15 protein-coding genes are annotated in these 12,301 nt (G+C 45.7%); 13 read left to right on the forward strand and 2 right to left on the reverse strand.

Features of this window, described 5'->3' with window-relative positions; all coding sequences use genetic code 11:
* Positions 1-271 precede the first annotated feature (271 nt).
* The 5 genes from VFA_RS10530 (at position 272) to VFA_RS10550 (ending at position 4,448) form a co-directional block, all read left to right on the forward strand.
* Positions 272-1,063, forward strand: coding sequence for a DUF3800 domain-containing protein (locus tag VFA_RS10530; RefSeq protein WP_004726773.1), 792 nt, complete (start codon positions 272-274; stop codon positions 1,061-1,063).
* Between the two features lie 66 nt (positions 1,064-1,129).
* Positions 1,130-1,975: an FRG domain-containing protein gene (locus VFA_RS10535; protein WP_004726775.1), complete on the forward strand. Its 846-nt coding sequence runs from the start codon at positions 1,130-1,132 to the stop codon at positions 1,973-1,975.
* Between the two features lie 138 nt (positions 1,976-2,113).
* A complete protein-coding gene (locus VFA_RS10540; protein ID WP_038151560.1) occupies positions 2,114-2,674 on the forward strand; it encodes a transglutaminase-like domain-containing protein in 561 nt (186 codons plus the stop codon).
* Positions 2,675-2,828: 154 nt separating this feature from the next.
* Entirely contained in the window at positions 2,829-3,800 is a 972-nt protein-coding gene (locus tag VFA_RS10545) for a DUF4917 family protein (RefSeq protein WP_004726778.1), read from the forward strand.
* Positions 3,801-3,866: 66 nt separating this feature from the next.
* The gene (locus VFA_RS10550; RefSeq protein ID WP_038151562.1) at positions 3,867-4,448 is read left to right on the forward strand and encodes a hypothetical protein; all 582 of its coding nucleotides are present in this window, start codon (positions 3,867-3,869) and stop codon (positions 4,446-4,448) included.
* Positions 4,449-4,594: 146 nt separating this feature from the next.
* Here VFA_RS10550 and VFA_RS10555 read toward each other — a convergent pair whose 3' ends face one another.
* Together VFA_RS10555 and VFA_RS10565 are read right to left on the reverse strand one after the other, a co-directional pair.
* Positions 4,595-4,888, reverse strand: a complete 294-nt coding sequence (locus VFA_RS10555; RefSeq protein ID WP_038151563.1) for a hypothetical protein — start codon at positions 4,886-4,888, stop codon at positions 4,595-4,597.
* Positions 4,889-5,219: 331 nt separating this feature from the next.
* Positions 5,220-5,945: a phage repressor protein gene (locus VFA_RS10565; protein WP_038151567.1), complete on the reverse strand. Its 726-nt coding sequence runs from the start codon at positions 5,943-5,945 to the stop codon at positions 5,220-5,222.
* 147 nt (positions 5,946-6,092) lie between these two features.
* Between VFA_RS10565 and VFA_RS10570 the strand changes: the two genes are divergently transcribed.
* The 8 genes from VFA_RS10570 (at position 6,093) to VFA_RS24295 (ending at position 11,576) form a co-directional block, all read left to right on the forward strand.
* A complete protein-coding gene (locus tag VFA_RS10570; protein ID WP_004726785.1) occupies positions 6,093-6,551 on the forward strand; it encodes a MerR family transcriptional regulator in 459 nt (152 codons plus the stop codon).
* 57 nt (positions 6,552-6,608) lie between these two features.
* Positions 6,609-7,148 (forward strand): phage regulatory CII family protein, encoded by a 540-nt coding sequence (locus VFA_RS10575; RefSeq protein WP_004726786.1) that lies wholly within the window; start codon positions 6,609-6,611, stop codon positions 7,146-7,148.
* 9 nt (positions 7,149-7,157) lie between these two features.
* Positions 7,158-7,490, forward strand: a complete 333-nt coding sequence (locus VFA_RS10580) for a hypothetical protein (RefSeq protein ID WP_004726788.1) — start codon at positions 7,158-7,160, stop codon at positions 7,488-7,490.
* A 72-nt stretch (positions 7,491-7,562) separates the two neighbouring features.
* A complete protein-coding gene (locus VFA_RS10585; RefSeq protein WP_004726790.1) occupies positions 7,563-7,874 on the forward strand; it encodes a hypothetical protein in 312 nt (103 codons plus the stop codon).
* Positions 7,856-8,083 (forward strand): motility associated factor glycosyltransferase family protein, encoded by a 228-nt coding sequence (locus tag VFA_RS10590; RefSeq protein ID WP_004726793.1) that lies wholly within the window; start codon positions 7,856-7,858, stop codon positions 8,081-8,083. Before VFA_RS10585 ends, VFA_RS10590 begins: the two co-directional genes overlap by 19 nt.
* Positions 8,080-10,710, forward strand: a complete 2,631-nt coding sequence (locus VFA_RS10595; protein ID WP_004726795.1) for a replication endonuclease — start codon at positions 8,080-8,082, stop codon at positions 10,708-10,710. The genes VFA_RS10590 and VFA_RS10595 overlap by 4 nt, the downstream gene beginning before the upstream one ends.
* A gap of 9 nt (positions 10,711-10,719) precedes the next feature.
* Entirely contained in the window at positions 10,720-10,971 is a 252-nt protein-coding gene (locus VFA_RS10600) for an Ogr/Delta-like zinc finger protein (protein WP_004726797.1), read from the forward strand.
* 248 nt (positions 10,972-11,219) lie between these two features.
* Complete coding sequence (locus VFA_RS24295; protein ID WP_222748245.1) at positions 11,220-11,576, forward strand: terminase large subunit domain-containing protein; 357 nt, start codon at positions 11,220-11,222, stop codon at positions 11,574-11,576.
* The last annotated feature ends 725 nt before the right edge of the window (positions 11,577-12,301 follow it).

The raw sequence follows: 12,301 nt of genomic DNA on the forward strand, positions 1-12,301 counted from the left end.
TACATAAACACAGTGTTTAACTCACACAGAAATGCACATTGATGCGTAATTGTGGTGATAAAGACCAAACCGATCACACCAAAAGACGCAGTCGTTTGATACTGTTGATGTGTGTCAGTTGTGAACACATGAGGCTACCAAAGCGTATGTGCCCAATTTGGCAAGGTGTATTAGATAAACACTGTCTGCATTTTGTTCTGGATTTATACAGACAAAGTCTAGTTAAAAGAGACTGTTAAGTGCTTTCGAGTAATTTGTACATGGAGGTGAAATGCAAGATGGTAAATTAATTTGGCATGTAGCGTGTGATGAATCAGGCGTAGATGGTCAGAAATATTATGGTTTTGGTTCACTTTGGATGAAGTATCAAAGACGCGGAGACTTCGTTCGAATTATTCGAGAGCTAAGAGAAAAGCATAAATATGACAATGAAATTAAGTGGCAAAAGGCTCATAAAAAGCATTATGCTGATTTTTATGAAGATCTAATAGAAACTTTCTTCAAGCATCAATGGTTAGCTTTTCACTGTATTGTTATACGAAAGGGCATGGTTGACAAAAAGTATCACGACGGTGACTACGACCTAGCAATGCGCAAGCATTTCACAAAATTAATTCAAACTAAAATAAGTTCAATTCACAAAGCTCACCCTCAACGAAAATGTGAGTTTCGTATTGAAGTAGATCCTTTGCCTTCGCGCTACAAAAAAGCAGATGAGGCATTTCATAAAATCGCAAATAGCATGCTCAAAAATCAATTTGGTGGTGAAGTACCGATTCGTTCGGTTGTAACTAAAGATTCTAAGGAGTCGGAGCAAATTCAAATTGCCGACTTTTTATTAGGTGCAGTAATGAGTGCATTCCAAGGTAAGGCTAGTTCTCCCGCCAAGCTGAAAGTTGCTGAAAATATTGCGAGTTATCTGGGGTGGGATACTTTACTGCACGATACTAAACCGCATGAGCGAAAGTTTAATATTTGGTATTTTTATGATCCTACTAAAGGACCTCGTGAAGTTGAAACAAAAGAAGTTAAGTTAAAGTACCCGCTTCCAAAACGCACTTAACAAAGCGTTTAAGAGCGATTCCGCAACGCGGCGTTATAAATCAAAAAGAAGAAAGAAGAAGGTTGTATGGGTTTCGAAAAAGCTAATTTTGTTGGTTCTCAATGGGTTGATGTTAATGGGACAAAAGTCCTTCACGTTGAAGAATCGCATGCATTGATAATGGCAGCAGGCTATTTAAAACATAATTCACTTGAAGGGGTGTATTTTAGAGGTCAGTCTAATATTTATCCTGAGTTAAGACCCGCATTGTATCGAGGGATCGATAGTGATGCCGCAAAATATAGGCGGGAAAGTAAGTTACTGGCGAAGATCGATGATTATAAATCTAAATGTAACTGCCTTGTTAAAATGAATAATTACGTTCCTGAGCCTTTACTACAGCACTATGGTTTACAAACAACGTGGTTAGATTTGGTAGACAATATTTGGGTTGCGTTGTGGTTTGCATGTCATGAAGCTAAAGTTACTCGGGATGGACACTTCCTGCACTTTCAAAAGCGAATAGTTAACTCTGATAATCAGTATGCTTATATATATCTAGTCGGAGCGGACTTGGACAAGCGTAATAAAGGGAAGCCTGGATATTGGAATGGTGAAAACACCGAGCTAATTGACCTACGAATAGCCGCACCTTCATACTTCTTGCGTCCGCATGCACAACACGGATTATTATTCCGCTGTAAAGGCAAAGAGAATGGAAGACCGTTGGACTATTCAAAACAGGTTAGAGGATTGGTTCGAATCCCACTTGAAAAAGCTATGGACTGGTTGGGTGAAGGGCATGTAGTTGGCATCCATTCTTTGTTTCCGCCAGCTTATTATGATAACGGATACAAGATCTTGCTTCAGTCTGGAGTGACTTTTGACAACAAAGAAAAATACATAGGAGTTGTTCATTCCGTGGGTGCTTGATTTATAACAATCTGTTTAAGAGTGATTCGCAACGCGTGGCATTTTCGCTATGCGTTGTGTTTAGTGTTTAAGGTGGCATGCTGTAGCATCGGCATTGCGTTGCTCACACCTTAACAGGGCGTTAGAGAGAGTGATGATATGGAAAGTTGGTTAGCAATTATCAATCGTAATATTCAGAATAAAAATGACGAAATCATTTCTCAACTTTATTCAGAGTTGCTTCAGTTTATAGTTGAAACTGAGTACAAAGGTGGTTGTCATGATACATCTGCCGTTCTACATGTTGTGTTGAATGAACTTGGTATTAAGAACTCACTCTGTATCGGTGAAGTGAAAACGGGTGAGAAATATTTCGACCATTCGTGGATAGAAATTGATGGCAAGATCTATGATGCTGCGATTTGCATGCCATTAGATGGTGGTCGCTGGCATCCTCCTGTGTTTGCTTCCATAGATTTGGATAGCGAAACTAAAACCGAGCTGGGTTATGGTATCCCTTCTCCAGTAGGGTTGGATGAACCAGCTAGGAGCATAGCGCAAATAAACTTAGGTAACTATGCGTTACAAGACCCCATGCCTAATCGCTTGTGGTTTATGGCAGAACAGTTTGCCTCAGAGTTAGGGTATGAACTGGATGCAGAAGAATTGGCGCAAAAATACGCTTCAAAGCTTCGAGTATTACGTGGGGACTCTCTCTAACAAACAATTTAAGAGTGATTCGGCACGTGTGGCATTTTTACTATGCGTTGGTTTTAGTGGTTAAGGTGGTATGCGGCGGCTTCGGTATTGCGTGCCTCACACCTTAATTGGGCGTTATGTGTCTGATATTTCGGAATTGTAAGGTAGTTGTTAGATGGATAATTTAATAGAAATAAAGCAGTGGAAAGATGTTGACGATGATTCATGGCGAAATCTGTTATTAGGAAATGGCTTTAGTATTGGAATTAGTGATAAGTTTCATTATTGGACTTTGTTAGATAACGTTAAAAAGCTCGGAATCAAAATGTATCCGCATGCCCAAGAGATATTTGAGAAGGTAGATACGGTCAATTTTGAAGAGGTTTTAAGGATTATTTACCATGCATATATTGTTAACTTTTACAATCTCGATGCAATAAAGTCGCTATATCTGAATGTTAGAAAATCGCTAATAGAAGCTGTAAATGCATCACACGTGACCTATGGCGGTGTACCGGCACTAAATATAAACACTCAGCTTAGGAAATTTCGCTCGATATATACGACTAATTATGACTTAATTCCTTATTGGTCAGTGATGAAATCCAATAGTGACAGTTTTTGTGATTTTTTTTGGAACAAAGCGTGTGTCTTTAATTTATCTGACACTAACATAATTGGTTCTAAATCAGCCTTATATTATCTTCATGGTGCAATACACCTTCAAGAGTCACCTGACGGTTACACATTTAAGGTTACAGCGACCCAAGAGACATCGATCTCTGAAATTATCGATGAGTCAGGCTTCAAAGACACTCCATTGTTTATTTCTGAAGGTAAATCTGAATTCAAGTTAAGGCGCATACGCTCAAACGATTACTTGAATTTTTGCTACAACCGATTTTCTAAAGCGCCAGGTAACTTTGTTGTTTTTGGGCATTCACTAAGCGAGGACTATGATGCTCATATCTTGAGTGCTTTAAAGGAAAATAATGCTGAAAAAATCGCCATTAGCGTGTTCACAGGGATGGAGGAAAAAGATAAATCAAAGTTTATCAATGAAGTTCAAACCTACTTTCACGGTTCAAAGAAAGAGATTGTATTCTTTGATTCTAGCTCCCATCCTTTGGGGCAGGTAAAAACATAACAAAGCGTTTAAGAGCAATTCCGCAACGCGGCGTTATGCCTCAGAGGTCATCAGGAAAAATAGATAATGGAATTAAGACCAACCAAAGCCGAAGAGCAATTTCTTAGCTTAGGATACAACCGATTTTATGATCTTTTTGATGAGGTCATGGCTGATGACTTCTGGGATAAAGACTCTCGCTATAGGTTTAGCAGAGTATCGAGTGTTTTTGCTGTTTACGCTGAAATCTTGTCATATGAACCATTTCAATATGTCCTTAAAGATTTGAAAGTTACACGTCCTCCTATGGAGTCGGAGATTGGTGGTCCTATGTTTAAGTTTGTTCGCAATGTATTGGCTCACTTTCCCTTTTTCGATACATGGGATGATGTTTGGATTAGTAGAGACTTAGTAAATTGGCAACGAGAGGGACTAACGATCGACAAGTTTCTCAAAAAATACGTTGGCTCTAAAGAAGTTAAATATCGGTTCTGGGAGTCCAAGAAAAAGCGAATGACTTACATGAGCATAAACTTCCCGTCAGAGTATGGTGAAAATAGAATCCATTTAAAGGATATGCTTTCAGAAAAAGACGGAGTGAAGTTCTGTCTAATAATGATGCGTCAAATTTTAAATACGCAGGTAGAGTCCGTGGGTGAAAAGGCATAACAAAGCATTTAAGAGTGATTTCCAACGCATGGTACTTTAGGTTTCATGTTTCCGCGTTGATAGCCGACGCTTAATACCCACATACAGCAACGGCTCCAGAGTGATCATAAACCATCACTTTGGAGCCATTGTAACTTTCAGGTTCTTCAGCCAAGGCCATCTTTAGCAGGCTCAGACTCTACGAAAATTCCCGCTTTCTCTTTCTTGTTGAAATAATATTCAACTTCTTCTTTGGTATGATGACCTTCGAGTGTGATCGATGTGTTGTCTGCATACTGAATATGTACTTTTCGGTTTTGCTTCGTTCTAATCCACGCAATTAGAACACTCGCAATTGAGGCATAAGGTACCGTGTTGATTAACAGTGATAAGATATCTGGAACGGCTACACTAAAGCGCTTCACATTTCCTAGTTGGTTTTCAACACTTTCTTTAGTCACAATTCTGAAAGCTCACTTAAGTCTTCCGGATTTCCATCTATGCTGAGGTATCGTGACATGTATTTATTTTCCTTATCGAGTAAGACCTTCACCATCCGCTTACAGATATTCTTTATGCTTTTAGAAAAGGCTTTCGTGTTCCTAGTAACAGGTAAAGCGTATTGGGTCGGCAGTATTACCCCACCCCAAAATCCAGCCGAAAAAGATAAAAGCTCATTGCCTGTAGATGCGAGAATCTTCGAGTTATCTCAAGTAGACAAAATCTACGAACGTAACTCTCTCAATGATTAATTCCAAAACGCAAAAAGCCACCTATCAGGTGGCTCCATTTTTAAAAAATCTTCTTAAACACTGGCGCGATGGCTTTGCCGATAATCTTAAAGTTGCGCCCGTTCTTGTGGTTGATCTCGAATGACTCGTAGGTCGGGTTGTCTGAAATCACCTGGTAAATCCCTTTCGGAATGTTCCATTTCAAACGTTTTACGTAGACCGCATCGTCGATGCGAATCACGTATACCCCATCCGTGACCGGGTGTTGTAGTTCGCGGGTATCAACCAGCAGCCTGTCTTTGTGGCTGAGGGTGGGTTCCATCGAATTGCCGTCAACGTAGATGATGGCTGCACAGTTCGGTGCAAGGCCAAACTCGGCCAGCAGGCTTTTGGGAATGATGAGCTTGTCTATCTGGTACTCGCTGTGCACCAGTGAGCCCGCCCCTGCTGCTGCGTGAACGTCAAACACGGGTAATTCGCACCAGTCTCTGACTTCCGCCAGTGGCACGATTTTAGAAACATTACTTGGTTCTGGAGCTTCCTCTTTTGTAGGTGCTTCCAGTGCCATCAGCGCTTTTGCTTCGCCTGGGTCCGTGATGTATCTCTCAATTAACTGCTTTTTTACGTCAGCATGGAAATTAGAGATATGGTATTCAAACGCCCGCCCCTGCCCTGACGCCTTTCTTCTTAACCATTTGTTTCTTTTAGATTTTTGGCTAATACCCTCTAGGGTATTAGGCGTACCGTCGAGCTCAACTAGCTCATTACTGGTATACCATTCGCGCATAAGTACCTTATTTAGCCCTTAATCTATACCTTAATTGATCATTTAATTGAGCAAAATTAACCAAACACAAGTAAGCACAACTGCACACGATGAAGTTTTGAAGGCATCTACGTGAGCATTTATGCACAGTTATGTATGGAAGATACCATGACCCCGCTGATTAAACTAGATATGCCGTACCTGCCGATCGAAGAGTATGCGCGACGTCAACATATTGATTTGGTTGAGTCGGAGCAACTGATTGAGGCCGGAAAGCTGCCCATGAAGGCCGCGACACGCTGCGAGAAGAAGCGCTTCGTCAATATGGTCACCCTTTCACGCATGCGTTTGTGTAAAGAGTTCAAAGACCAACCTGACCTATTGGAGAAGCTAAATATGCACGTTTCAATTCAACCCGATTCCCCGATCCTCCCTACCTGTGAACTGGCCCGCCGTTGGGGTGTGTCTGAAAACTCGATTCGCAACATGATTCGCGAAGGAAAGCTGCCTGTGATTGAGCGCGATGGCGCCAAGGGCAAGCACTACGTGAACATGGGCGCGCTGTGGCAACACGCCATTGAAGATTCTGAAAAGCCTGAAAACGACCACTTTTATCATTCGTTTTAAGTGAGCAGCCATTGCGGCTGTGAGCTCATTTCACTTGCGACAAGGTGAGTATCAAATATGGACATGAACACTTCAATGTACGTTTTCCTTGAGGGCAAACAAAAGGCATTTGATGAGGCGTGCTGCGCGTTCCGGGCGGCCAACAAGGTGTCGGCCATTGCCGCTGCTGTTGGCTTAGATGCATCGGTGCTGCGCAATAAGCTCAACCCAGAGCAGCCCCATGTTCTGACGTGCGCCGAGCTGGTTGCTATCACCAAAGCCAGTGGCGACTACACCATCATCAATTCTCTTTTGCTTGGCCTTGGTGTGGTGACCGCACAACTGCCACAAGAAGAGAAAACCGAAACCTTCCTCAAGCGGGTGCTGGAACATTCAATGCTGTCGGGCGACCTGTCGCGCATGGCATTAGACCATGGCGGCGACACCCGCCTGCCCCGCACGACCCGACACAAAATTATCTCAAAGGCACAGGCCAGCATCGGCAACCTGATGCTTTTAATTTCTGATCTTGAAAACCGCACCTCTGGGGCGACGCCGTTCTTTGCGATGAGCGTGGATTTTATCACCCAAGGCGCGCCAATTCCGGGCCTGTCCTAAGGAGCCAAGATGAATCAGCTAGCCAGAAACGCACACACCCAACACACGCCGCCAGCGCAAGAGAGCATCGCCGCGTGCAAATCGCTGTTTAACGGCGCCGCCACGCGCTGCCAGTTGAAGAAGATGTTCAACGAGCTGCCAGAGAAAAGCCGTGGTTTGGTGCTGATCGCCGGCGGCCTGCCCGCACGCGATTACAACCGAGAATTCGAATCGTTCGATGACCTGGAACTTCAAAAAATCCGCACCGGAATGCAGTACCTGAAAAACCTGACGGTCACGTTCGACAGCAAGGTTGGCGATGTTCGCCGCCTCAAGCACTACCAGTTCAGCAACACCCATTAACCTAGCCAACCTTTGCCCCCGTGGTATTCCTCTAGGAATGGGGGCCTTTTTCGTCTCAGCGTAGGAGCAAAGATGATGAATGACCCAGTAACCAAAGCCGCGTTTGAACGCGCGATTCTCGCCACCATCACCAGCCTGTATGAGCTGGCCATCGACAGCGCCGATGTGATGAGCGTGCGTATCGAATATTCCTCAAGCATGAAGATGTTGAACGTGGTGATCTTCTCCGCCACCACAACCGACCACGCCCACAGCATTGTGTTGCTCGATAGCAAACAAGCCCTGAAAGACCTGTTGGACATCGAAGATGACCTGATTGAGCGCATCGCTGCGCGTCGCGATGAGTTGGATAAGGAGAAAACGCAATGCAATACGCCGCAGTAATGCTGTGTTCCGATGGCGGAGTGATCCGCCACGAACAAACCCAAGAAGTCGCCAACATTCTGATTGGCGATTTCGATTCGATGGACGATGCCGTACATCAGGCATGCGCCGAGCTAAACTGCAAACACCTTCGCAATGGCGTGATCAGCAAAGGCGAAGGCAAACCGGGCTTTATGTTGGTGACTACGCAAGAGCTGGAGTCTGTGTGAACACCCTCACCGCCCCCGCTGAAATCGACCTATACGAATTCCCATGGCAAGCCCCTTTAACGGAAGTTGAAGCGGGCTGCTTTGGTGATCGCCGATTCAATGAAGTAATCCAGCCAGATAGCCTGAGTGTACTTGAACGCAAACTGTTTGAAGCCAACCCGGACGATTTTTCCTGGGCGCAATCGCGCATCCAAGACTTGCCCGATTACCTGACCAAATACTTCGTCACACGCTACATCAGCGTGTTTGAAAAACTCGGCCGTAAAGAGGCCAACATTTTCCTGCGTGAACGCATGGCACCCGCAACGGAACGCGCGCAAAAGGTCTTGGAAAAATACAGCAAACTACCCACCACGCAAAAAGTGGCGATGTTCTCTAAAGAATTCGAAAGCGGCGATAACGCATTCGCCTCCGTGTACTTTACAGAGCACAGCCTGCCTGAAGACTTTCAGCGCCCTCAGCTCTCTTTTGACTTCGACCAAGCCGAAAAACATACCAAGCCAGAGAAGAACCGCAGCGTTGCCGAACTTGAACCAGACGAACTCAGAGACATGGCATTCAAGCTGTCGCAAATCGCCTCTGCCCGTCACCAACGCTTTGCGGCTTCCGCCATCAAAGAAGTGAAAGCGGATCTGGCGAAGCGCGAGGTCAAAGCCTCTGAATCGAAAATCGGCGAGATTGCTGTGGTGAACACCTACCACAAGCTGGCGGCTTTCGTGAATGAGTTCGGCATCAAAGCGCCCCGCAAGCGCAAGAAGCAAACCGAACTAACGGCCCTGAACGACATCTCAAGAATGCTCGATGAAAAATGGTGGCGCGGCCGATTAGTGCACATTCGCAAAATCATGCGTGAGCATCTGGCAATCGCCATGGGGCAAGTGAGCTACAAAGCCTCGCCTTATGCCTCTTGGGATTGTGTCCGTGAGCATCAGGAGCAGCAGAAAGCCAACTATGAATACATTAAGCAGTGCCAGCTCATCGACGAGATTACGGGCGAAGAAGCCGACTTGTGGGACATGGCGAAAAAGAGCCTGTCGAATCCGGCTATCCGCCGCCATGAGCTGATGGTGCGCTGCCGAGGCTGCGAAGACATCGGCAATGAGCTTGAGCTGCAAGGTTTGTTTCTCACGCTCACTTCGCCGTCCAAGTACCACAACAGCTACAAGAAAGGCGGCTTTATCGACCATTGGAACGGCGCTAGCCCGCGCGATACACAAGCCTACCTTAACAATGTGTGGCAGCGCATTCGCGCCAAGCTAGGCCGTGAAGAAATTCGCTGGTTCGGGGTTCGTGTGGCCGAGCCGCATCACGATGGCACGCCGCACTGGCATTTGCTCATCTGGGTGAAGCCGGAAGATGTCGCGCAGGTGCGTGATGTGTTCATTTCCTACGCCGTCGAGGAAGACAAGGAAGAGCTTTTCCCACAGTTCGACCGCAATCCAAAACGCGCCGAGAAGAAACAGGCCTTTCACGGGCCGTTCAACTACAAGCCACGCTGCGACTTTGGCTATATCGACCCAGCCAAAGGCACGGCAACCGGCTACATCGCCAAATACATTTCCAAAAACATCGACGGCTTTGCCATGGATGATGAGATGTCCGACGAAACAGGCAAGCCCGTGAAAGACATGGCCAAGAATGTGAACGCCTGGAAAAGCCGCTGGGGTATCCGCCAGTTTCAGTTTTTTGGTGGCGCTCCGGTCACGACTTACCGCGAGCTGCGACGTTTTGCCAACAATGACAAAGCCAGCTTTAACCAGTACCTCACTCAGCTGAACTATGAAGAGCTGCTGACCATTTACGAAGAGTTGGACGTCCGCGAAGGCCTCAAGTTGATCGGTCCGCCTATTCCGGCAGAGCTGATTCGCCGCCATAAGAAGTTCGACAGCAAGTATCTGTTTGTGCTGCTCACGCAGGTTTATCAGGCCGATCTGGAACACGAAAACGGCACCGTCACGGAAGTGATGAAAGCCGCCGACCGTGGCCAGTGGCGCGATTACATCATGGGCCAAGGTGGCCCGTTCGTGAAACGTGCCGATCTGCTGATCACCAACGTTTATGAAGAGTTGCCGTTTGCCTCTCCGCACGGCGAAACCGTTCGCAAGTTGGATGGGTTTGACGCTTCCGGCGTGTTCATCAAAACACGCCTCAGAGTCTGGACGATTAAACAGAAATCCAAGGTTGACGATGATGCGGAAGCGATCGCCCAAGGGAGCGCAGCGACCGTCATTGGCGGCACCGCCGCCTCTCGGAGTTCTGTCAATAACTGTACGGAGCCCCGCGAGGATCAGGTCAGCGATCAGCTCACCAGGTTGTTAGCACCAGAACGAAGAAAGGCGAATAAACCGCCAAATATTGATGAAGCGGCACTGGCCGCACTCAGAAAAGGCAGTTCAATTCGCATCGATGATGAACGAAGTATCCAAATCCGCCCTGCGGAGGTAGACGAGTACGGCGAAAAACGCCCGGCTCAGCTGGTCGAAGTCAGCCGAGTGCCTGCCGATGATTTGTCGTGGATGAAATTTGAAGGTTGGGATGAAGTGTTAGCCCAACCTGAAACCAAAGAGTATCAACAACCGGACCTGTCGTTCTTCCCAGAACTGGAAGACGACTGGCCGTTAGCGTGAGGAGATCCCATGTTAATCACTTGCCCTATTTGCGGAAGCAAAGCACGTATTGCGACGTCCAAAGCGATGAGTAACGAAACGCGCGAAGCCTATTGCCAATGTCTGAACCTAAACTGCGGTCGTGCGTTTACCACGCTGACCACGGTTAACCGCATTATTGAACCGACTGGCGCCAAACCAGACCCAGAACTGCAACCGGAGCTGTGCAAGGGAGATGTGGATCAGATGGACATCTTCAGTGCCTTTGAGCAAATCCAATAAACCGGAAGTCTAGACTGCATGAAAATTAATGTCATTCCATCACAGCGTCTGAACGCACTATTGGATGTTCTGCCTCTGCGCGAAATTCCAGAGCAAACAAGATCGGCACTGAGGCTCGTCTTTGAGTCAGGTTATTCATACGAACTCGCGTCCCTGAGAACGGGCGTATCGAGCAAGCGTATCTCTCTGGCTGCTCGCAAATTAGACCAAATAGATAGGATACTTCTCAAAGCATATAGGTTGTCATGATGAACATAGATTCAATCGAATTGCACATTTGCAAAAATGCCCTAGTCGACGCGATTCAAACAAAGGAAAATCAGATATTCTTGTCTGCGTCGACAGATGAGAGCGAGAGGATTCGAGAGCGTATCATTGAGTTGGCGAGCTCGTACGGGCTGACTCTGTCTGGAAACCCGCTTATATTGCCCAATGGTACAACGCTGACGTTCTTACTCCCTAACAGCCAAACATCTGCAGGCTATTCAGGAAATGTTTATGTGTTCAACTGCTTTGATGACACTAACTTTTCCTATATAAATGAATTAGTTTCGTCATGGACAATGCTCAAGAAACATCGAGCTATATTTTTATCCATTGGCTAATCACCCAATATTTTTACTTCTCATTTCGGGACTATCGATGGTCAATATTCAAATCTTGAGACGCGAAGCACTTAGGCTTCGTACTGCAATGGATTCCTGTGACAAAGATTCCTCTACGATATTGACTAATTCCTTTCCCATCATGAACTGTAAATTCGCCTCACTGTTGCTCGCTTTTCACTACTTTCAACGTCTAAACAACATAGAAATAACCTGCGTAACGGGTTATGGCGAGAATATGGTTTCACACGTTTGGTTGGAGATAGAAGAACATGTAGTTGATATTACTGGTGATCAGTTCAACTTGATTGATCATGTTCAACTCAATGAAAAGATACTCAAGTACAGACCTTTCTCCAAAATCCACGTAACCAAAGTTACTCAGAGTTACTTACCCATAGTGTTCAAAAGAACGGAGAGAATAGGTTTAGACAAAGATTTTTCGGATTTCAAAGCGAGCTTTATCGACAAAATGAAGTCTTCTTACTCTACCCTAATTGTGTAAAGATCTTCTTTTCAAAAAAAACGATCAAAAACGCACGTTTGCGATCCCGGCGCTTCTCTAAATCCCCAATCTAAAACAGCCCTGAGTTCAGTTCCCATCAGGGCTGTGGTGCAATAACCCTACCTAATTATTTTGCGTCTCTGATTGCGCAAAATTGCAGTGCTGAATTTTGGTGCGGAGGGAGGGGTGAGTCCGAATTAGGCCTGAGCGCCCTTCCCCG

The organism is Vibrio furnissii CIP 102972 (assembly GCF_000176175.1).
GTDB lineage: Bacteria > Pseudomonadota > Gammaproteobacteria > Enterobacterales > Vibrionaceae > Vibrio > Vibrio furnissii.